The following is a 23,607-nucleotide window of genomic DNA, read 5'->3' as shown; positions in this document are numbered from 1 at the left end:
GCGGCCGGCTTCACGTTGATGTCCGGAACACTATGGAGGGGCTTTATCGACGGAGTATCGGTTCACTTCTCATCGTCCGGGACGTGAAATGCCCGGTGCCGGGCCTCCGCGTACGGAGGTCCGGCACCGGGCCGAGCACGCTTTCTCAAAGACGCGCGGAAAGAATCCGGCCGATTTCGGCGGCGGGTGCGGGCGCCATCATCGCCTCGTGCGTGGACGCTATCGCGACCCGCTCGAATTCACCGGAGAGATACGGCTCCCAGCCCCGCGGGTCGGCCCATTCGCGTACGTTCTCCTCGGCCGCGACCAGCAGCACATCGCCCTTGTACGGGGCGGGCTCCGTCGGGGACGCCAGTCGCACGTTGTTGACCAGGACGTTCAGCACGTCACCGCGCTGCTTCCCGTCGAGGTGGCGCACTTCCCCGTCGCTGCGCCCCATGTAGGCGACGATCCCGGCGCGTACGGCGTCCTCGGTGTCCGGCAGGGTGTCGTCCTCCCCGTGCATGCGCGCGTAGGCCTGGTACATGTCGGTGAGGATCTGCCGGGCCTCCATCTCCACCCGGCGTTCCTCCTCCACCGGGTAGGCGTCGAGGAGCACGAGCAGCCCCACCTCCTCGCCGCGCTGCTGCAGTTCGGCGGCGAGTGCCTGGGCGAGCGTGCCGCCGAGCGACCAGCCGAGCAGGTGGTAGGGGCCGTGCGGGCGGACGGACCGGATCTGCGCCACGTAGTCGTCGAGCATGCTCCGCATCGACTCGGCCGTGGGCGTCACCCCGTCCACGCCCCTCGACTGCAGTCCGTACACGGGAGTGTCCGTGTCCAGGGTGCGCAGCAGGCCGGAGTAGCACCAGCTGAGCCCGCCCACCGGGTGGACGCAGAACAGCGGGGCTCTCTCGCCCGTGGTCCGCAGCGGGAGCAGCACGTCGAAGCCGCCGCCCCCCTCCTTGCCGTCCTCGGTGTCGACGCGGCGCAGCAGGGCGGCCGGTGTCGGCGCTTCGAAGACGGCCCGCACGGGGACGTCGGCACCGAGCACCTGGGCGATGAGCCCGGCCAGCCTGGAGGCGAGCAGCGAATGTCCGCCCCGCTCGAAGAAGTTGTCGTCGATGCCGACCGTGTCCACCCCGAGGATCTCGGCGTAGAGCCGGCACATCACCTCTTCGCGTGCGTTGCGCGGCGCCCGGTGCGTGCCGTGCCGGTCCGGGGGCGCGGGCAGTGCGCGTACGTCGAGCTTGCCGTTGGGGGTCAGGGGCAGCCGGTCGAGCGGGACGACGGCCGACGGCACCATGTGTTCGGGGAGTTCACCGCCGAGCGCCGCCTTGATCGTGCCGGTGTCTGCGCTCCCGTCGCGCAGCACCGCGTAGGCGACGAGCCTGCGGTCGCCCGGCCGGTCCTCGCGTACGGTGACGGCCGCCGCCAGCACCTCGGGCAGCCGGACCAGGGCCGCCTGGATCTCGCCGAGTTCGATCCGGTAGCCGCGGAGCTTGACCTGTCCGTCGCCGCGGCCGAGGAAGTCGATCCGCCCGTCTCTGCGGCGGGCGCCCAGATCGCCCGTCCGGTACATCCGCTCCCCCGCCGGTCCGTACGGGTCGGCCACGAAGCGGCCCGCGGTGAGCGCCGCACGGTGCTGGTAGCCGCGGGCCAGGCCGCTTCCGCCGATGTACATCTCGCCGGGTACGCCGGGCGGTACGGGGCGCAGGTGGGCGTCCAGCAGGTAGACGCGTACGCCGGGCAGCGGATGACCGATCGGCTGCCGGCCGGACTCCGACGGGTCCATGGCCCACTGGGTGACCTCGACGGTCGCCTCGGTCGGACCGTAGGCGTTGACCATGCGCCGGCCGGGCGCCCAGCGTTCGACCAGTCGGGGGTTTCCCGCCTCACCGCCGGACATCAGGACGGCGAGGTCGGGCAGCTCGGTCTCCGGCAGGCCGGCGAGCACGGCGGGCGGGAGGTGGGCGTGGGTGATCCGCTCGGCGCGCAGGAACGCGGCGAGTTCCGCGCCGACCGGCACCTGTTCCGGTACGACGAGGCAGCCGCCGGTGAGCAGCGCCATGGTGAGTTCGGCGACCGACACGTCGAAGCTCGGGGAGACGAACTGCAGCACCCGGCTGCCCGGGCCCGCCCCGTGGAGGTCGCGGTGGCCGGCCGCCAGCGCGGCGAGGCCCCGGTGGGTGACGACCACGCCCTTGGGGACGCCGGTGGAGCCCGAGGTGTAGATCACGTACGCGGGATGGTCCGGGAGCAGATCCACGGCCGGGGGCGTGTGGTCCTGCGGCCCGTCGGCCGGCGGCGGGCCGTCGAGCAGGAGGACGGGCGCGGCCCCGGCGGGCAGCCGTTCGGCGTGCGCGGCCGTGGTGACGACGCACCGCGGTCCGGTGTCCGCCAGCATCAGGGAGACGCGCTGCGCGGGATAGTCCGGATCGAGGGGGAGATAGGCGGCGCCCGCCTTCGACACGGCCAGGATCGCCACGACGAGGTCGGCGGAGCGCGGCAGGGCCAGCGCGACCGTCGTCTCGGGTCCGGCGCCCAGGGCGCGCAGCCGGTGCGCCAGCCGGGTGGAGCGTGCGTCCAGCTCGGCGTAACCGAGGACGAGGTCCCCGTGCTGTACGGCCGGGGCGTCCGGTGTGCGGGCCACCTGCTCGGCGAACAGGGCGGGCAGCGTCGAGGGGGCCACGCGTGCGGGAACGCCCCGCCCGGCGCCGAGCTCCGCCGTGCGCTCGGCGGCGGAGAGCAGGTCGATGCGGCTGAGCGGCAGGGCCGGGTCGGCGGCGACGGCGGTGAGCAGCCGGACGAAGCGGTCGGCCAGTGCCCGCACGCTCTCCGGGTCGAAGAGTGCCGTCGCGTACTCGACGATGCCGCTCAGGCCGGCGGGGGTCCCGTCGGCGTCGTGGGTCTCGGCGACGGAGAAGGACAGGTCGCACCGGGCGACGCCGACCCCGAACCCCTCGAACTCGATGTCCAGGCCGGGCAGCCGGATGTCGGGCTCAGCCGTGTTCTGGAACGCCAGCATCACCTGGAACAGCGGATGGGCGGAGGACCGTGCCGGGTTGAGCGCCTCGACGAGCCGCTCGAACGGCAGCTCCTGATGGCTGTAGGCGGCCAGGCCGGTCTCGCGGACCCGGCCCAGCAGTTCGTCGAAGCCGGGGTCCCCGGACGTGTCGGTGCGCAGCACCAGCGTGTTGACGAAGAACCCGGCGAGGTCTTCGAGAGCCGGGTCCGTACGCCCCGCGACGGCCGTACCGATCGGAATGTCGTCGCCGGCGCCCACGGCGCTGAGGAGCGCGGCGAGCCCCGCCTGCACCGTCATGAACAGGGTGCTGTGGCGGGCCCTGGCGAGGGCCGCGAGGCCGCGGTGCGCCTCGGCACCCAGGCTGAAGGCGACCGACGCGCCCCGGTAGTCGGCGACCGCGGGCCGGGGCCGGTCCGTCGGCAGCTCGAGCTGTCCGGGAGCTCCGGCGAGAGCGGTGCGCCAGAAGTCGAGCTGCCGCGCCAGCAGGCTGTCGGGGTCGTCCGCGTCGCCGAGCACGGCCCGCTGCCAGAGCGCGTAGTCGGCGTACTGGACCGGCAGCGGCGACCAGTCGGGGGCGGTGCCCTCGCACCGGCTCGCGTAGGCCTCCGCGAGGTCGCGCAGCAGCGGCGCGACGGAACTGCCGTCCCCCGCGATGTGGTGGACCAGGAGCAGCAGCACGTGCTCGTCCGCCGAGAGCCGCAGGACCGTGCAGCGCAGGGGCGTCTCGGTCGTGAGGTCGAACGCGTACCGCGCGGCCTCGAGCAACGCCCGCGCCGTGTCCGCGGCGGTGGTGTCACGGACCTCGACCACGGGCTCGGCCACCGGCAGCACCAGCTGGTGGGGGGTGCCGTCGGTCTCCGGGAACACCGTGCGGAGCGTCTCGTGCCGGGCGGTGAGGTCACCGAGCGCCGCGGTCAGAGCCGGCACGTCGAGGACGCCCCTGAGCCGCAGCGGGACGGGGATGTTGTACGTGGCGCTCGGGCCCTCCAGCCGGTGCATGAACCAGAGCCGTTGCTGGGCGAAGGAGAGCGGCACGTGTCCGGGGCGCGCGGCGGTCTCCAGGGCGGGCCCGGTCCGCGTGCCGGCCTGGAGGCGCAGGGCGAGCGCGGCGGGGGTGGGAGCCTCGAAGAGCTCCCTGACCGGCAGCGAGACGCCGAACGCGGCGCGGACACGGCCGAGCAGTTTGACGGCGGACAGGGAGTGCCCGCCGCACTGGAAGAAGTTGTCGTCGCCGCAGACGCCGGTCCTGCCGAGAACCTCGCCGAAGAGACCGCACAGGATCTCCTCCTGCGGGGTGCGTCCGGCGCGCCGGGGGCGCGGGGGCCGCCCCTCGCCCGCGTCCTGGGCGGCCTTCGCCGCATCCGGGCCGGCCTTCGCCGCGTCCGGGGCTGCGGGAAGGGCCGCCCGCTGCTCCGCGTCGAGCACGGGCAGTTCCCCGACCGGGCACTGGGGGCGGTCCGCCATGGCCTCGAGCAGGCGCACGGCGTGCGCGACGAGTATCCCGGCCGCCCGGGGCCCGTACACGTCGGGACGGTATTCGAGGCGCAGCAGCAGCCGGTCCCCCTCGATACCGGAGATCATGCGCAGCGGGTAGTGGGCCGCGTCCTTGCCGGAAACCCCGCGCACCCGCAGTCCGGCGTAGGAGGGGGGTGCGGCGCCGCCGCCGGGGTAGTTCTCGACGGTGAGGGCCGTGTCGAAGAGGTCACCGTGGCCGACCAGCCGCTGAAGCTCTCCGAGGCGCAGGTGCTGGTGGTCCAGGAGCAGGCTCTGCTCGTCCTGGAGACGGGCCAGAGCGCCGGTGAGCGGGGCGGAGCGGTCGAGCCGGACCCGTACCGGCACGGTGTTGATGAAGAGACCGACCATGGTCTCGATGCCGGGTATCTCCGGTGGACGCCCGGACACGACCGAGCCGAACACCACGTCCTCGGACCCGGTCAGCCCGCCCAGCACCAGGGCCCACATGCCCTGGAGGAGTGTGTTGACGGTCAGCCCGTTGGCACGTGCCGCCCCGAGGACGGCCGCGGTGCGCTCCGGGTCGAGGCGGGCGGTCGCGTACTCGGGCAGCAGCGGAGCGCGCTCCTCGCCGGACGCGGCGACCAGGGTCGGGGCCCGCAGCCCGGCGAGGGCCCCGGTCCACGCCTTCCCGGAGGCGTCCCGGAGGGCGGAGCCGGCCGTGTCGCGCCCGGCGAGCCAGGCCAGATAGGTGCGGTACGGGGTGACCGGGGGCAGCCGCGTGGGTGCGCCGCCCTCCGCGTACAGCGTCAGGAGCTCCTGCTGGACGATCGGCGCGGACCATCCGTCGAGCAGGATGTGGTGGTTCGTCATCACCAGGTGGTGGTGCGCCGTCGCGGCCCGGACGAGAGTGAACCGGATGGCCGGGGCCACCGCGAGGTCGAAGCGGCGGACCCGGTCCTCGTCGAGAAGGGTGTCCAGGGCGGTGCGCTGTGCCGTGCCGGACAGGCCCGACAGGTCCACCTCGCACCAGGACAGTTGGACCTCGCGGTGGATCACCTGGATGGCCTGCCCGTTCGCCCGCTGCCGGAAGGCGGCACGCAGGTTGGCGTGCCGGCTCAGCAGGGCCTCCGCGGCCGCGCGCAGCCGGGCCGGGTCGAGGGGTCCTTCGAGCGTCATGACCAGCTGCGTGTTGTAGACGTCCGTTCCGCCCTCGTCCGCGAGGGCGTGGAAGAGGAGCCCTTCCTGGAGCGGCGAGAGCGGCAGGACGTCCTCGAGCCCCGAGGTCTTCGTGGAGGTCTTCGAGGTCTTCGTGGAGTTCGTCATGCGATTTCCCTCAATTCTGCTTCCAGCTCGTCGATTTCGTCCTGGCTCAGTGACACCAGGGAAAGGTCGGACGGGGTGTATCCACCGGCGTCCGGCGCCTCGGCATGCTCGGCGAGCACACGCAGCATGCGGAACCACGCCGTCGCGAGCGCCCGGACGTCCCGCTCGGCGAACAGGGCGTCGGGCCAGGTCCAGGTGGCGGTGAGTTCCGGTCCGGCCGGCAGGTCCTCGGTGACCGCGTTGATCTCCAGCGCGTGCCCGACGGGCATCTCCGGGTCGCGCGGCAGCGGACCCGCCGCGCCGGGAACGACCGTCCAGTCGGCGGTGTTCTCGTGCTGCCCGGGGGGTGCGGCGTCGAACCTGCCGAGATAGTTGAACCCGATCTGCGGTACGGGGTGGCCGAGCCGACCACCCTCCGGCGTGAGCCGGTGGAGCATCCCGAAGCCGATGCCGTTGTCGGGCAGAGCGCGGAGCTGCTCCTTGACCTGCTTGAGCACCCGCCCGACGACCGGGCCCGGGTCGGCCAGTTCCGCATCGGACACGTCGCCCGGATCGAGACGTACGGGGCACAGGGACGTGAACCAGCCGACGGTACGGGAGAGGTCGGCGCCGGGCACGATCTCCTCCCGGCCGTGCCCCTCCAGGTCCAGCAGCAGTGCGGTGGAGGGCGAGGGGCCCTGCCGCCTGCGGTGCTCCAGGACCGCCAGGGCGAGCCCGGTGAGCAGGACGTCGTTGATCCCGGCGTGGAAGGAGGCCGGAACCGTCGTCAGCAGGTCCCGGGTGATCTGGGCGGGCAGGCGCAGGGTGAGCGACCTCGTGGTGCCGGCGACGTCTCGGGCAGCGTCCAGCGGTCCGGTGCCGAGCACCGGGTCGGGCGTGGCCACCGTCGCTTCCCACAGGCCGCGTTCGGGCCGGCGGGCGTGGGCGGCTTCGGCGAGCAGTCCGGACCATCGGCGGAAGGACATGGGCACGGGGTCGAGCTCCCGGCCCGCCCAGGCCGCGGCGAGGTCGGGGAGCAGGATGCGCCACGAGACCCCGTCCACGACGAGGTGGTGGGCGACGATCAGGAGGCGTCCGGGCCGTTCGGCTCCCCGGTCGAACCAGACGAACTGGATCATCGCGCCCTCGGCGGGATCCAGCCTCAGCCGCGCCGCTTCGGCCTCGCGCACCGTCACGGCGTCGAGCGCCGGACCGGTGAGGCCGGTGGTGTCCACGCGGTGCAGAGGGACCGGCCGGCCGGAGTCCGCCGACTTGGCGGACGGTATGTCGAGCCGCCACCCGTTGTCCGGGCCCGGTACGGCGCGCATGCGGAGCACGTCGTGCCGGGTGACGAGCGCGCGGAGCGCCGTCGCGAGCCGGTCGCGGTCGGCGCCGGCGGGCACCTGGACGACCATGGACTGGTTGAATCCCTGCCAGGAGCCGCCCAGTTCACGCAGCCAGTACATGATGGGCGTGGCCTCGACAGGTCCGGTGCCGTCGTCCGGGGTCCGCTGCTCCACACCCGCGCCGGCCTCCTCGGCGACGGTCGCCAGGACGGCGGCCGACTGGTGCGTGAACACGTCCCGGGCGCTGAACGTCAGTCCGGCCCGGCGGGCCCGGCTGACGAGCTGGATCGAGAGGATGCTGTCCCCGCCGATTTCGAAGAAGTTGGCGGTGGGGGCGACACGGTCGAGGCCGAGGACGTCGGCGAACAGACCGCACAGGATCTCCTCGCGCTGGCTGCGCGGGGCCCGGTCGCCTGCGGCCGGGGCCATGGACAGCGCGGGCTCGGGCAATGCCTTCACATCGAGCTTGCCGTTCGGGGTGAGCGGCAACGCGTCCAGCGACACGAACGAGGACGGCACCATGTACTCCGGCAGCCGCTCACCCGCATACGCCCGCAACCGAGCCGCATCCACGCCGCCCACGACGTACGCGGTCAGCCGGCGATCTCCCGGACGGTCCTCACGCACCACCACGGCGGCCTGGACGACACCGGGGCACGTACCGAGCACGGCCTCGACCTCTGCGAGCTCGATACGGAACCCGCGTACCTTCACCTGGCTGTCGGCACGGCCGACGAACTCCAGCTGACCCTCCGCACGCCACCGCACCACATCCCCGGTCCGGTACATCCGCTCCCCCGGACCACCGAACGGGCACGCCACGAACCGCCCCGCCGTCAGCCCGGGACGGCCCAGATACCCGCGGGCCAGGCCCGCACCCGACACATACAGCTCACCCGCCACACCCGGCGCCACCGGACGCAGGTTGTGATCGAGCACAAAGACGCGGGTGTTGACGATCGGGCCGCCGATCGGCGCGATCACCGCACCGCTCAGAGGGCCACTCATCGTCGCGCAGACCGTCGTCTCCGTCGGACCGTACGCATTGATCATCCGCCGGCCGGCCGACCAGCGCTCCACCATCGCCGGCGGGCACGCCTCCCCCGCCACCACCAGCGTCATTCCCTCGGGCAGACCACCCTCCGGCATCACAGCCAGCGCCGCGGGCGGCAGCGTCGCATGCGTCACCGCATGCCGCTCCAGCACACCCGCCAAACCCTCACCGGGCAGCAACTCCTGCGACGACCCCATCACCAACCGCGCCCCGGCCAGCAGAGCCATGCAGACTTCGGAGGCGGCGGCGTCGAAGCTCGGCGAGGCGAACTGCAGCACCCGGCTCGCGGCCGTCACACCGAATCGTTCGACCTGTCCGACCGCGAGGCTCGCGATGCCGGAGTGGGTGACGACGACACCCTTCGGGCGGCCCGTCGAACCGGACGTGTAGATCACCCACGCCGGCGCGCCCAGGCCGAGCGGCGCCTCCCGGTCCGCATCACCCAGATCAGTGCCCGGGTACCCGGCAAGAACATCCGAAAGATCATCGATGACCACATGCTCCCGGCCGGGCAGACCGGACACGGACGCACTGTCGGTCAGGACTAGAAGAGGCCGGGCGTCATCGAGCATGTACGCGATCCGGTCCGCCGGATACGACAGATCGACCGGCAGATACGCACCACCCGCCTTCACCACCGCCAACACCGCGACCAGCCACTCCACCGACCGCGGCAACGCCACCGCCACCAGCCGCTCCGGACCCACACCCCGCCCGACGAGATACCGCGCCAGCCGGTTCGCCCGCACGTTCAACTCCGCATACGACAACGACACATCACCGCACACCACGGCCACCGCGTCCGGAGCACCCGCCACCCGCTCCTCGAACAGCACCGGCAACGTCGACGCCGGCACCGGCCGCGCACTGTCGTTCCACTCCTCCAGCAACCGCACCCGCTCCGAACCCGACAACACCTCCAGCGAACCGATCGGACGCTCCACATCCACCACCGCCTCATCCAGCAACCGCACCAGACGCGCCACGATGAGTTCGGCGGTGGAGCGGTCGAAGGAGTCGGTCGCGTAGACGAGGCTGCCCGTGATGCCGGCCGGGGCCCCCGACGGGTCGCGGCGCTCGCTGAGGCTGAAGGCCAGGTCGAACTTGGCGGCCGGCGTGTCCAGGCCGTCGACCTTCGTCGTGAGGCCGGGCAACTGGATGTCGTCGTCGGACACCTCGGTACGGAAGGTGAGCATGACCTGGAAGAGGGGGTGGTAGGCCAGCGAACGGGCCGGGTTCACGACTTCCACGACCCGCTCGAAGGGCATGTCCTGATGAGCGAACGCCGCGAGATCCGCCTCACGCACCCGCTCCACCAACTCACGGAACCCCGGATCACCCGACGTATCCGTCCGCAACACCAACGTATTGACGAAGAACCCCACCAGATCATCCAGCGCCTCGTCCGAACGACCCGCCACCGCCGTCCCCACCGGCACATCCGACCCCGCACCCAACCGCGTCAACAACGCGGCAACCGCGGCCTGCACCACCATGAACACCGTCGACCGCGTCGACCGCGCCAACTCCACCAACGCCCGATGCGTGCCCGCACCCACACACACACCCACATCACCACCCGCATGCGAAGCCACCACCGGACGCGACCGGTCCAACGGCAACTCCACCAACTCCGGCAACCCCGCCAACTCGGCCGCCCAGAACGCGGACTGCCGAGCCATCAGACTCCCCGGATCACCCTCCTCCCCCAAAACCTCCTGCTGCCACAACGCGAAATCCGCGAACTGCACCTCCAACGCCGCCCACCCCGGCACACCACCACCCACCCGCGCCCCATAAGCCACCGACAGATCCCGCAACAACGGACCCGTCGACCACCCATCCGCCACAATGTGATGCAACAACACCAACAACACATGCCGCTCCGCACCCACCCGGAACAACGTCAACCGCACCGGAACCTCACGCTCCAACGCGAACCCATACCCAGCAGCCACCCCCAGAGCAGCCCCCACACCCACCTCATCCACATCCACCACCACCAAACCAGGCACCCCCTCACCCACCGGCAACACCCGCTGCCGAGGCACCCCACCCACCTCCGGAAACACCGTCCGCAACACCTCATGCCGCGCCACCACATCCCCCCACGCCCACCCCAACGCCCCCACATCAAGCGGACCATCAAGGTGAAGGGCGAGAGGAACGTTGTACGTGGCGTCGGCGCCCTCGACCTGGCCGAGCACCCACAGCCTTCGCTGGGCATGGGAGAGCGGCAGGATCTCGGGCCGCTCCCTGCGCACCGGTGAGGTGCGGGCGGAGTCGGCATCGTCGATGCGGCCGGCCAGAGCGGCGGGCGACGGAGCCTCGAAGAGCGTCCGGATCGCCAGCTCGACCCCGAAGGCCGAGCGAATGCCGCTGATGAGCCGGGTGGCGAGCAGCGAGTGCCCGCCGATTTCGAAGAAGTTGGCGGTGGGGGCGACGCGGTCGAGGCCGAGGACGTCGGCGAACAGACCGCACAGGATCTCCTCGCGCTGAGTGCGCGGGGCCCGGTCGCCTGCGGCCGGGGCCATGGACAGCGCGGGCTCGGGCAATGCCTTCACATCGAGCTTGCCGTTCGGCGTGAGCGGCAACGCGTCCAGCGACACGAACGCGGAGGGCACCATGTACTCCGGCAGCCGCTCACCCGCATACGCCCGCAACCGAGCCGCATCCACGCCGCCCACGACGTACGCGGTCAGCCGGCGATCTCCCGGACGGTCCTCACGCACCACCACGGCGGCCTGGACGACACCGGGGCACGTACCGAGCACGGCCTCGACCTCTGCGAGCTCGATACGGAACCCGCGTACCTTCACCTGGCTGTCGGCACGGCCGACGAACTCCAGCTGACCCTCCGCACGCCACCGCACCACATCCCCGGTCCGGTACATCCGCTCCCCCGGACCACCGAACGGGCACGCCACGAACCGCCCCGCCGTCAGCCCGGGACGGCCCAGATACCCGCGGGCCAGGCCCGCACCCGACACATACAGCTCACCCGCCACACCCGGCGCCACCGGACGCAGGTTGTGATCGAGCACGAAGACGCGGGTGTTGACGATCGGGCCGCCGATCGGCGCGATCACCGCACCGCTCAGAGGGCCGCTCATCGTCGCGCAGACCGTCGTCTCCGTCGGACCGTACGCATTGATCATCCGCCGGCCGGCCGACCAGCGCTCCACCATCGCCGGCGGGCACGCCTCCCCCGCCACCACCAGCGTCATTCCCTCGGGCAGACCACCCTCCGGCATCACAGCCAGCGCCGCGGGCGGCAGCGTCGCATGCGTCACCGCATGCCTCGCCAGCACACCCGCCAAACCCTCACCGGGCAGCAACTCCTGCGACGACCCCATCACCAACCGCGCCCCGGAGACCAACGCCATGCACACCTCCCAGGCGGCGGCGTCGAAGCTCGGCGAGGCGAACTGCAGCACCCGGCTCTCCGGTGTGACGTCGAAGGCCTCGATCTGGGAACGCACGAGGCTCGCGATGCCCGAGTGGGTGACGACCACACCCTTCGGGCGGCCCGTCGAACCGGACGTGTAGATCACCCACGCCGGCGCGCCCAGGCCGAGCGGCGCCTCCCGGTCCGCATCACCCAGATCAGCGCCCGGGTAACACGCGACAACATCCTCGAGCTCATCGACGACCACATGCTCCCGGCCGGGCAGACCGGGCACGGACGCACTGTCGGTCAGGACCAGAAGAGGCCGGGCGTCATCGAGCATGTACGCGATCCGGTCCGCCGGATACGACAGATCGACCGGCAGATACGCACCACCCGCCTTCACCACCGCCAACACCGCGACCAGCCACTCCACCGACCGCGGCAACGCCACCGCCACCAGCCGCTCCGGACCCACTCCCCGCCCGACGAGATACCGCGCCAGCCGGTTCGCCCGCACGTTCAACTCCGCGTACGACAACGACACGTCACCGCACACCACGGCCACCGCGTCCGGAGCACCCGCCACCCGCTCCTCGAACAGCACCGGCAACGTCGACGCCGGCACCGGCCGCGCACTGTCGTTCCACTCCTCCAGCAACCGCACCCGCTCCGACCCCGACAACACCTCCAACGAACCGATCGGACGCTCCACATCCACCACCGCCGCATCCAGCAACCGCACCAGACGCGCCACGAAGTCCTGGGCCGTCGACGCGTCGATGATGTCCGTGGCGTAGGTCAGACCCCCGGTGATTCCCGCGGGGCTGCCGTCCTCAGCGGTCCGCTCGTGGAGGCTGAGGGTGAGGTCGAACTTGGCGGTGCCTGCGCTGAGGTCTTCGAGCCTGCCGGTCAGGCCGGGCATCGAGAGTTCGGCACTCGCGTTGTTCTGGAGCACCAGCATGACCTGGAAGAGGGGGTGGTAGGCCAGCGAACGGGCCGGGTTCACGACTTCCACGACCCGCTCGAAGGGCATGTCCTGATGAGCGAACGCCGCGAGATCCGCCTCACGCACCCGCTCCACCAACTCACGGAACCCCGGATCACCCGACGTATCCGTCCGCAACACCAACGTATTGACGAAGAACCCCACCAGATCATCCAGCGCCTCGTCCGAACGACCCGCCACCGCCGTCCCCACCGGCACATCCGACCCCGCACCCAACCGCGTCAACAACGCGGCAACCGCGGCCTGCACCACCATGAACACCGTCGACCGCGTCGACCGCGCCAACTCCACCAACGCCCGATGCGTGCCCGCACCCACACACACACCCACATCACCACCCGCATGCGAAGCCACCACCGGACGCGACCGGTCCAACGGCAACTCCACCAACTCCGGCAACCCCGCCAACTCAGCCGCCCAGAACGCGGACTGCCGAGCCATCAGACTCCCCGGATCACCCTCCTCCCCCAAAACCTCCTGCTGCCACAACGCGAAATCCGCGAACTGCACCTCCAACGCCGCCCACCCCGGCACACCACCACCCACCCGCGCCCCATAAGCCACCGACAGATCCCGCAACAACGGACCCGTCGACCACCCATCCGCCACAATGTGATGCAACAACACCAACAACACATGCCGCTCCGCACCCACCCGGAACAACGTCAACCGCACCGGAACCTCACGCTCCAACGCGAACCCATACCCAGCAGCCACCCCCAGAGCAGCCCCCACACCCACCTCATCCACATCCACCACCACCAAACCAGGCACCCCCTCACCCACCGGCAACACCCGCTGCCGAGGCACCCCACCCACCTCCGGAAACACCGTCCGCAACACCTCATGCCGCGCCACCACATCCCCCCACGCCCACCCCAACGCCCCCACATCAAGCGGACCATCAAGGTGAAGGGCGAGAGGAACGTTGTAGGTGGGGCTCGGGCCTTCCAGGCGGTGCAGGAACCACAGCCGCTGCTGGGTGTACGAGAGCGGAATCATGACGTCTCCTCGGTCCTCTTCATGGGCCGCAGCTTGGGCCGTGCCTTCTGGGCGCCGGCCAGCTCGCCCGCGAGGGCTTCGGCCGTCGGGTTCTCGAACAGGGCGCGGATCGCGAGTTCGGCGTCGAACACGGTGCGGATCCGGCTGATGAGCCGGGTGGCGAGCAGCGAGTGCCCGCCCAGCTCGAAGAAGTTCTCGTCCGCTCCCACACCGTCCAGGCCCAGGAGTTCGGCGAACAGACCGCAGAGGATCTCCTCCTGCGCGGTCCGCGGTGCGCGGCCCGCCCGTTCGGCGGTCGCCTGCGGGGCCGGGAGTGCCGTGCGGTCGAGCTTGCCGTTCGGGGTGAGCGGCAGCGCGTCAAGCGTCACGAACGCGGACGGCACCATGTACTCCGGCAGCCGGACGCCGGCCGCGGCCTTCACCGCCGCCGCGTCGAATCCGGGCCCCGCCACCACATACGCGACGATCCTCTGATCACCGGGCCGGTCCTCGCGGACCACGACGGCGCTCCGCAGCACCTCGGCGTGGCCGTTCAGCTCGGCCTCGATCTCGCCCAGTTCGATGCGCAGTCCGCGTACCTTCACCTGGCTGTCGGCACGGCCGACGAACTCCAGCTGACCATCCGCACGCCACCGCACCACATCCCCGGTCCGGTACATCCGCTCCCCCGGACCACCGAACGGGCACGCCACGAACCGCCCCGCCGTCAGGTCCGGCCGGCCCACATATCCGCGGGCCAGCCCGGCACCGGCGAGGTAGAGCTCGCCGGGGACTCCGGGGGCCACGGGGTGCAGCCGGCCGTCGAGCACGAAGGCCGTGGTGTTGTCCATGGGACCACCGATGGGCGGGGTTCCCCCGTAGTCGTACGGGCGGCGCACCTGGTGCCGGGTGGCGTACGTGGTGGACTCGGTGGGTCCGTAGACGTGGACGACCCGGGTCTGCGGGCAGGTGTCGCTCACGCGGCGGAACGCCGCCGACGAGCCCGCCTCGCCGCCCGTCCACACCTCGCGCAGGGCACCGAGGGGGTTGCCCTCGGCCTCGGCGAGGACGTTGAACAGCGCGGTGGTGAAGAACGCCGCCGTGAGGCTCCCGCCGGTGAGCAGCGCCGTGAGGGTGTCGAGGTCGGTCTCGCCCGGTGGGGCGATGACGATCTCGCCGCCGTTCAGCAGCGGCACCCACATCTCGTAGGTGGTGGCGTCGAAGGCGAGCGGGGAGTGGAGCAAAACCCGGGCATGACCGCCTCCGGTGAACGAGCGGTCCGCGGCGAGTGCCGCCACGGAGGCATGGGTGACGGCGACGCCCTTGGGAATGCCGGACGAGCCGGAGGTGAACATGGCGTAGGCGAGCCCGCCCGGGTGGACCGGGAGCCGCGGGTCGTGGCCGGGCCCGGTCCCTGTGTCGTCGAGGTGGACGACGGTCGTGCCGGCGGGCAGGGCCGGCGCCGCGGGGTGCCCGCGGTCGATGACGACATGGGAGGCGGCCGCCTGATCGAGGATCGTACGGATGCGGTCGGCGGGGTAACGGGTGTCGAGGGGGACGTACATCGCCCCTGCCTTGAGGACGCCGAGGATCGTGGCGACGGCGTCGAAGGAGCGTTCCTGGAAGAGCACGACGCGGGTCTCCGGGCCTGCTCCGGACTCGATGAGGCGGTGGGCGATGCGGTTGGCACGCCGGTCGAGCTGCTCGTACGACAGGGTGTCGGCGCCGAGCCGTACCGCGGGTGCGTGGGGGGTGCGGGCGACCTGGGCCCGGAAGAGCTCGGGCAGCGAGCCGTCCGGGACGGGGGTGGCGGTGGCGTTCCAGCGGTGGAGCACCAGGTCGCGTTCGGCGGCCGGCAGGATCGGCAGGTCGCCGATCGGCCGGTCGGGGTCGGACACGGCGGCTTCGAGGACCCGTACCAGGGCGTCGGCGAAGAACTGCGCGGTGGAGCGGTCGAAGAGTTCGACCGCGTAGCCGAGGGTTCCGGTGAGGCGGTCGTCGTGCTCCTCGACGCTGAAGGTGAGGTCGAACTTGGCGGCGCCGGCGCTGAGGTCCTCGGCGCGCGCCGTGAGCCCGGGCAGCTCGGGGGCCGCCGTGTGGTCCTGGAGGACCAGCATGACCTGGAAGAGCGGGTGGTAGGCGAGGGAGCGCGCCGGGTTGACCGCTTCCACCAGCCGTTCGAAGGGCACGTCCTGGTGTGCGAAGGCGGCGAGGTCCCTCTCGCGGACGCGTTCCAGGAGCGTGCGGAAACCCGGGTCTCCCGAGGTGTCGGTGCGCAGGACCAGGGTGTTGACGAAGAATCCGACGATGTCGTCGAGTGCTTCGTCGGCGCGGCCGGCGACGGCGGTGCCGATCGGCAGGTCCGTTCCCGCTCCCAGCCGGGTCAGGACCGCCGCGACCGCTGCCTGCACCGCCATGAAGACGGTGGTTCCGGTGGTGCGTGTGAGCGCGGTGAGCGCCCGGTGGGCGTCGGTGCCGAGCCGGAAGTGGATCTGTTCGCCCCGGTGGTCGGCCACGGCGGGCCGGGGCCGGTCCAGCGGCAGTTCCAGCACGTCGGGCATGCCCGCCAGCTGCTCGGCCCAGTAGGCGCACTGCCGGGCGAGCGGGGCGCCGGGGTCGTCGCCGTCACCGAGGGTGTCGCGCTGCCAGAGCGCGTAGTCCGCGTACTGGACGGGGAGCGGCCGCCACTGCGGGGCCTCCTGGCGGATCCGGGCCGCGTACGCCCGCGACAGGTCGCGGAGCAGGGGCCGGGTGGACCAGCCGTCGGCGGCTATGTGGTGGATCACGACGAGCAGGACGTGCCGCTCGGGCGCCGACGTGAACAGGGTGGTGCGGATGGGAAGGTCGCGGTCGAGTACGAACGCGTACCGGGACGCGGCGGCCAGGGCGGCGGGCAGACGTGATGCGTCACATGCGACGACGTCGAGGTGCGGGGCGCTCACCTCGGGCGGCAGGATCTGCTGGTGGGGCTCGCCCGCGGTCTCCGGGTAGCGGGTGCGCAGGGTTTCGTGCCGGGCGGTGAGATCGGCGAGGGCGGCGCGCAGCGCGGGCACGTCCACAGGGCCGTCGAGGTGGAGAGCCAGGGGCACGTTGTAGGTGGAGCCGGTGTCGTCGAGCCGGTTCAGGAACCACAGCCGCTGCTGGGCGTGGGAGAGCGGGACCCGTTCGGGGCGGGGCTGGGGTCGCGGCCCGACCGGGGCGGTGTCGGCGTCTTCGAGGCGGGCCGCCATGCCGCCCGGGGTCGGTGCCTCGAAGAGGGTGCGCAGCGACATCTTGACGCCGAACACCGTGCGGATACGGCTGATCAACCGGGTGGCGAGCAGGGAGTGCCCGCCCAGGGCGAAGAAGTCGGCGTCGGCTCCGGCCCGTTCGACACCCAGGACCTCGGCGAACAGGCCGCACAGTATCTCCTCGCGTGCGGTGCGCGGGGCCGTGTCGCCGGTGTCCTCCCGCGGGGTCTCGGGTGCGGGCAGTGCGTCCCGGTCCAGCTTCCGGTTGACGGTGGTGGGGAAGGCGTCGAGCAGCACCACGGTCGCCGGGACCATGTAGTCGGGCAGGCGCCCGGCCGCGTACGAACGGAGGGCGGCGGCGTCCGTGCCGGGGCCGGCGGGGACCACGTAGGCGACGATCCGCTTGTCACCGGGCCGGTCCTCCCGGACGATCACGACGGCCTGCGAGACGTCCGGGTGCGCGCCGATCAGGGACTCGATCTCGCCGAGTTCGATGCGGAATCCGCGCACCTTGACCTGGTGGTCGACCCGGCCGATGAATTCCAGGAGCCCGTCGCGGTTCCAGCGGGCCAGGTCGCCGGAGCGGTACATGCGGGCACCCGCCCGGCCGAAGGGGTCGGCGACGAAGCGGCCCGCGGTGAGTCCGGGGCGGGCGTGGTAGCCGCGGGTGACGAGCCCGCCGGCGATGTACAGCTCGCCGGGGACGCCCGCCGGCACGGGCTGGAGCCGACTGTCGAGCACGTACATCCGGGTGTTCCAGATGGGGGTGCCGATGGTCACGACACCGGAGGGGACCGGGTCGCCGGGGGCGATGCGGTACTCGGTGCAGCCGACCGTGGTCTCGGTGGGGCCGTACTCGTTGATGACCGTGGCACCGGGGTGCCGGGCCCGCCAGGCGTCGAGAACGTCGCCCATGAGTGATTCGCCGCCCAGGACGAGCTGCCGGGTCGGCGAGTACTTCTCGTCGATCTCCATCAGGAGCGGCAGGTGGCTGGGGGTGGCCTTGACGAAGGCGGCGGCCTCCCGGATCGCGTCAGGCCGTGCGGTGCCGTCGAGGTCGGCCAGCTGCACGGTGCCGCCGGAGGTCAGCGGGGCGAACAGGCCGGTGACGGTGAGGTCGAAGGAGACCGGGGAGTGGACCAGGGCCCGGTCCCGCACGCTGTCGTAGGCCTGACGGGTCCATGCGAGGTAGAGGTTCAGGGAGCGGTGTTCGACCATGACGCCCTTGGGGCGTCCGGTGGAGCCGGAGGTGTAGATGACGAAGGCGGTGTTGGACGGCACGGCCCGGCGGATGCGGACGGTGTCCGTGGCGGGGGCGTCGAGGCGCTCGGCGGTCCCGGGGTCGTCGAGCACCATCCGCCGGTACCGCGGGGGAAGCCGGTCGCTCAGCGCGCCGGTGGTGACGACGGCGACGGGGGCGACCTCGTCGAGCATGAACGCGATGCGGTCGGCCGGGTGGTCGAGGTCGAGCGGCAGATAGGCGGCGCCCGCCTTGCCGACGGCGAGGAGCGCGGCCACGAGGTCGCCGCCCCGGGGCAGCGCGACGGCGACGATCCGCTCGGGTCCCGCGCCGAACCCGGCCAGTTCGTGGGCGATCCGGTCGGCGCGCGCGTCGAGCTCGCGGTAGGTGAGGGAGGTCCCCTCGTGTTCGACGGCGACGGCGTCCGGTGTGCGGGCCGCCTGCGTCTCGAAGAGTTCCGGCAGGGTCGCCTCGGCCACCGGGCGGGCGGTGTCGTTCCACTCCTCGGTCAGCCGGTGGTGCTCGGCCGGAGCGAGGACGGGGAGGGAGCCGATCGGCAGGTCGGGGCGGTCGGCGGCGGCGGTCAGCAGCCGGACCAGGCGGGCGGCGATGTCCTCGGCGCTCCGGGCGTCGAAGAGGGCCGAGGAGTATTCGAGCGTGCCGGCGAGACCGGCCGGGGCCGCGTCCTGCGGGGCGGTCTCCTCGAACAGGAACGAGAGGTCCACCTTCACGGACCGCCGGTCGACGGTGCCGAGTTCGGCGTCGAGGCCGGGGAGGGAGAACTGCGCGCGGTCCCCGCCCTGGAAGGTCAGCATCGTCTGGAACAGCGGGTGGTACGCCAGCGAGCGCACCGGGTTGAGGTGCTCGACCAGCCGGTCCAGGGGCAGTTCCTGGTGGGCGAAGTCACCGAGCGACCCCTCCCTGACGCGGGCCAGCAGGGTGCGGAACGAGGGGTCGCCCGAGGTGTCGGTGCGCAGGCACACGGTGTTGACGAAGCAGCCGATGACGTCGTCCAGCGCCTCGTCGTCCCGCCCGGCGGCGGCGGTGCCGAGGGGGATGTCGGTGCCCGCGCCCAGCCGGGTGAGGAGAGCCGCGATGCCCGCCTGGACGGTCATGAAGAGGGTGGTGCCGGTCCGCCGGGCGAGCGCGTCGAGCCCGTGGCGCAGTCCGGCGTCGAGGGTGAAGCCGATCCGGCCGCCGCCGGTGCCGGCGACGGCGGGCCGGGGGCGGTCGGTGGGAAGGTCCAGCACGTCGGGGAGACCGGCGAGGCGCTCCTCCCAGTAGGCGAGATCCCTCTCGCCGCTGTCGTGGGCGTGCTGCCACAGGGTGTAGTCGGCGTACTGGACGGACAGGGGCTGCCAGTCGGGGGCCCGGCCGCCCAGCCGGGCGGCGTAGGCGGTGGACAGGTCCGCGGCGAGCGGGCCGAGTGACCCGCCGTCCACCGCGATGTGATGCACGACGAGCAGCAGGACGTGGCGGTCCTCGCCGGTCGTGAACAGGACGGTGTGGACGGGCGGCCGGCCGGCCAGGTCGAAGCGGTGCCGGGAGGCGGCGGTGAGCCGCTCGGGGAGTTCCTCCTCGGTCGCCGTGTCGAAGCGGAGCAGGGCCGGGGCGGTGTCGAGGACGACCTGCCGGGGCTCGCCGTCGGACTCCCGGTAGACGGTGCGCAGGATCTCGTGGCGCGCGGTGAGGTCGTCGAGGGCGGCCCGCAGCGCGGCACGGTCGAGGGTGCCGGTGAGCCGGAGCGTGTACGCGGTGTTGTACGAGGTGTCCGCGGCGTCGAGCTGGGACAGGAACCAGAGCCTGCGCTGGGCGGCGGAGAGCGGCACCCGCGCGGGCCGGGCCGTACGGGTGAGCGCGGGGCGGCCCACGGCCGCCGCGTCGAGGCGGGCGGTGAGCGCGGCCGCGGTGGGGGCGTCGAAGACGTCGCCGACCCGGAGGGTCACGCCGAAGACGCGGCGGATGCGGTTGGTGAGGCGGTTCGCCTTGAGGGAGTGGCCGCCCAGGGCGAAGAAGTCGGCGTCCGGGCCCACCCGTTCCTGTCCGAGCACCTCGGCGAAGAGGCCGCACATCAGGTCCTCGCGCACGGTGCGGGGCGCACGGCCCGGGCGGCCGGCCACGGACGGTACGGGCAGAGCCGTCCGGTCGATCTTGTTGTTCCCCGTCATGGGCAGGGCGTCGAGGACCAGCACCCGGGCGGGGGCGCTGTACGGGGGCAGGTGTGCGGCGGCGAACCGGACGACGGCCTCGGGCACGAGGTCCGCGTCCCGGTCCGGGACCACATAGCCGGTGACGGCACCGTCCCGCACGACGGCGGCGGCGCGGGCCACGCCCGGCGCGCGCAGGAGGACGGACTCGATCTCGGCGGGCTCCACCCGGAACCCGAGGATCTTGACCTGGTCGTCGCGCCGCCCCTCGTAGCCGAACGTCCCGTCCGGCAGGGCGCGCACCAGGTCTCCCGTGCCGTACGCCCCGGCGAAGCCCGCGGGATCGCTGTCGTCGGCGTACCGGGCGAGGTACGGGGTGTGGACGGTCAGTTCGCCGTCAGGGCTTCTTTGCAGCCGGACGCCGTCGATGCCCGGGCCGAGGGGCACCAGCGCGCCGTGGCGTGCGGTCGCGGCCGGGTCGGTGCCGGGCTCGCGGGCGACCAGGACGGACACGGCCTGCGGGGTCTCCGTGGTGCCGTACATGTTGAGGACCCGGGCGTTCGGTGCGAGGGCCGCCCAGGTGTCGGCGGTGGTCCAGCCGAGTGCCTCGCCGCCGAACCCGGCGAGCGTGAGCGCCGGCCAACCGCCCTCGGGGGCCTCGTCGGCCAGCACGTCGCCCAGGCCGGGGGTGAGGTGGGCGACGGTGATGCGGGCGTCGTCCAGCCACCGGGCGATCCGGCCGGCTTCGCGTACCTCGCTCCCGGGGAACACGACGGCCGCGCCGGCCCACAGCGGGGCGAACACATCGCGCAGCAGGGGGTCGTGGCCGAGACCGGACAGCACGGCGAAGCGGTCGTCGCCGCCCAGGGCGAAGCGTGCGGTGTACCAGTCGAGGAAGTGCTCGACCGGCGCCCAGTCGCCGAGGACGGCGCGGGGCTCGCCCGTGGTGCCCGAGGTGAAGGTCAGGTAGGCGGGTCCGGATCCGGTCAGGGGCGGCCGCGGCCCCGGGGCGGTCCCGGGACCGTCCTGCACGCGGTCGTCCGCGTACAGGACCGGAGCACCGGCGGCGAGTTCCTCCGGGACACCGGACGGGTCACAGGTGATCCACGCTCCGGGGCGGGCCGCCGCCGCGTACCGGCGCAGCCGCTCGACCGGGTGCGCGGCGTCCAGCACGGTGAAGGCGGCACCGCTCTTCGCGATGCCCAGCAGCGCCAGCGCCAGCTGCGGGGTGCGCCGTGCGTACACCGCGACGGTGTCGCCGCCGGTCATCCCGAGGTCCCGCAGCCGGCCGGCGAGGCGGTCCGTCGACCGGTCGAACTCCCGGTAGCTCCAGGAGATCCCGGGCCCGGCCACCGCCACCCGGTCCGGCATGCGCCGGGCCTGTCCGGAAAGCCGTGCCACCGGGCCGGGGCCGGATCGCTCCGGGTCCCGTATCACCACACCTGCCATGGGTCCGACTCCTCAGTTCGCGCATCACCGCGGTACTCGCATTCGACCGGGAGACACAACCTAGGAACGGCCGCTTTCACCGCGTTATTGAAAGCCTTTCAGCCACCGGAGCCTCGGCCGCATAAGCCGGTGATATGGCGCCGATAATCCGCTCGCCTACTTTCGGGTGTCGCCGCCTTTCCCGCGGAAGACCGAGAGGACCCGATGACAATCACGCCCCCTGCGATACGGACAGAAGATCTCGTCAAGAACTTCGGGGACACTCCCGCCGTGCGGGGTGTGAGCCTTGAGGTTCCGACCGGCACGGTCCTCGGTCTGCTGGGCCCCAACGGGGCCGGCAAGACCACCATCGTCCGCATGCTGTCCACGCTCGTGAAGCCGGACGGCGGCCGCGCCCTCGTGCACGGCTACGACACGGCCGAGCAGTCCCGCGAGGTGCGCTCGCTGATCGGCATGACCGGTCAGTACGCGGCCGTGGACGAGGACATCTCCGGCTGGGAGAACCTGTATCTCATCGGCCGCCTGCTCAACATGGGCCGCAAGGAGGCCCGTTCCTGCGCCGACACCATGCTGGAGCGGTTCCGGCTCACCGAGGCGGCTCACCGCCCCGTCGCCGGCTACTCCGGCGGGATGCGGCGCCGACTCGATCTCGCCGCCTCCCTGATGGGTGAGCCCCGGGTGCTCTTCCTCGACGAGCCGACCACCGGTCTCGACCCGCACAGCCGCAACGAACTGTGGGAAGAGGTGCGGACGCTCGCCAGGAAGGGCGCCACGGTGCTCCTGACCACGCAGTACATGGAGGAGGCCGAGGCACTCGCCGACGCGATCGTGGTCATCGACCACGGCCGGGTCATCGCCTCGGGCACCAGCGCCGAGCTGCGCGAGCGGATCGGCGGACCGGTGCTGCGGATCACCCCGGAGCGGCCCGCCGACCTCACCGCCGTCCGTACCGCGCTGATCGCGTCGGGGCTGCGCCCCGCCGGCGGCGACCAGGACACCGACCGTGTCTGTCTGCCGCTGAGCGCCGGCGGCCACGAACTGACGTCCGCGATCCGGGTGCTCGGCGAGGCCGGCCTCCCGCTGGCCGGGGTCGACACCCACGTACCGAGCCTGGACGAGGTGTTCCTGACCCTCACCGGTACCGGCGGGCCGGGTTCACCGGCCGGCGGGTCCGCCACGAACGACGAACTGACGAGGAGTGCGGCATGAGCGTGGCGATCCCCACGGTCGGAGTCCCGGGCGTACAGGAGGCCGTGCGCCATTCGCTGGCCATCTGCCGGCGCAATCTGCGCAAGGTGCTCAGCAGTCCCGGGCAGGTCCTCGACGCCACGCTGATGCCGGTGGTCTTCGCCCTGATCTTCGTGTACGTCTTCGGCGGCGCGATCTCCGGCAGCAGCGGCGCCTACCGGCAGTACGTGATGCCCGGCATCATGGCGCTGACCACGACCATCGCGTCCCGGACCTCGGGCACCAGCCTGAACGTGGACTTCACGACCGGTGTGATGGACCGGTTCCGCTCCCTGCCGATGGCCCGCTCCGCGGTGCTGACGGGCCGGATCCTCGCGGACACCATCCGCATGCTCATCAGCCTGCTGACCGTGTTCGGCTTCGCGCTCCTGATCGGATTCAGGGTGCACACCGGACCGCTGCAGGCCCTGGCGGCCATCGGGCTGATCCTGCTGTACGGGGTCGCGCTGGCCTGGCTGCACGCCCTGATCGGGCTGACCGCCCGCACGATCGAGACCGTCCAGAGCGTGGGCATGCTGGCCATGGTCCCGCTCCAGTTCGGCAGCTCGATCTTCGCGGCGCCGGGCACCATGCCGGGCTGGCTGGGATTCCTCGTCGCTCACAATCCGATGACCTCGGTGGTGGACGCCGCCCGCAACCTCATGGTGGGCGGGCCGGTGGCGGGCAATGTGGTGACCGCGCTGGCCTGGAGCATCGGCTTGATGGCGATCCTCATCCCGCTCTCCGTCCGCCAGTACCGGAACCGGAAGTGACC

The 23,607-nt window shown here is 72.2% G+C and carries 5 protein-coding genes; 2 read left to right on the top strand and 3 right to left on the bottom strand.

Translation table 11 applies throughout. The features are described from left to right. Positions 1-145: 145 nt before the first annotated feature. The 3 genes from ABTX18_RS29030 to ABTX18_RS29020 are packed head-to-tail and all read right to left on the bottom strand — an operon-like array spanning position 146 to position 21,605. Positions 146-5,782, bottom strand: coding sequence for a non-ribosomal peptide synthetase (locus ABTX18_RS29030; protein WP_352125734.1), 5,637 nt, complete (start codon positions 5,780-5,782; stop codon positions 146-148). Continuing rightward, a complete protein-coding gene (locus ABTX18_RS29025; protein WP_352125733.1) occupies positions 5,779-13,560 on the bottom strand; it encodes a non-ribosomal peptide synthetase in 7,782 nt (2,593 codons plus the stop codon). The genes ABTX18_RS29030 and ABTX18_RS29025 overlap by 4 nt, the downstream gene beginning before the upstream one ends. Continuing rightward, complete coding sequence (locus ABTX18_RS29020; RefSeq protein ID WP_352125732.1) at positions 13,557-21,605, bottom strand: non-ribosomal peptide synthetase; 8,049 nt, start codon at positions 21,603-21,605, stop codon at positions 13,557-13,559. The genes ABTX18_RS29025 and ABTX18_RS29020 overlap by 4 nt, the downstream gene beginning before the upstream one ends. A 204-nt stretch (positions 21,606-21,809) precedes the next feature. On the opposite strand from ABTX18_RS29020, the gene ABTX18_RS29015 reads away from it, so the two are divergent. Beyond that, positions 21,810-22,814 carry an ATP-binding cassette domain-containing protein gene (locus tag ABTX18_RS29015; RefSeq protein ID WP_352125731.1) on the top strand — a complete coding sequence of 335 codons (1,005 nt, stop codon included), beginning with the start codon at positions 21,810-21,812 and terminating at the stop codon, positions 22,812-22,814. Then, entirely contained in the window at positions 22,811-23,605 is a 795-nt protein-coding gene (locus ABTX18_RS29010) for an ABC transporter permease (RefSeq protein ID WP_352125730.1), read from the top strand. The genes ABTX18_RS29015 and ABTX18_RS29010 overlap by 4 nt, the downstream gene beginning before the upstream one ends. The last annotated feature ends 2 nt before the right edge of the window (positions 23,606-23,607 follow it).

It is taken from the genome of Streptomyces sp. NPDC096323 (assembly GCF_040302845.1).
In the GTDB taxonomy this organism is placed as follows: domain Bacteria; phylum Actinomycetota; class Actinomycetes; order Streptomycetales; family Streptomycetaceae; genus Streptomyces.
This window is presented reverse-complemented; position numbering and strand designations above follow the sequence as displayed.

Excerpts from the sequence above, each read along its gene's own strand:
- ABTX18_RS29030 (WP_352125734.1), bottom strand. The coding sequence starts at position 5,782 with ATGACGAACTCCACGAAGACCTCGAAGACCTCCACGAAGACCTCGGGG.
- ABTX18_RS29025 (WP_352125733.1), bottom strand. The coding sequence starts at position 13,560 with ATGATTCCGCTCTCGTACACCCAGCAGCGGCTGTGGTTCCTGCACCGC.
- ABTX18_RS29020 (WP_352125732.1), bottom strand. The coding sequence starts at position 21,605 with ATGGCAGGTGTGGTGATACGGGACCCGGAGCGATCCGGCCCCGGCCCG.
- ABTX18_RS29015 (WP_352125731.1), top strand. The coding sequence starts at position 21,810 with ATGACAATCACGCCCCCTGCGATACGGACAGAAGATCTCGTCAAGAAC.
- ABTX18_RS29010 (WP_352125730.1), top strand. The coding sequence starts at position 22,811 with ATGAGCGTGGCGATCCCCACGGTCGGAGTCCCGGGCGTACAGGAGGCC.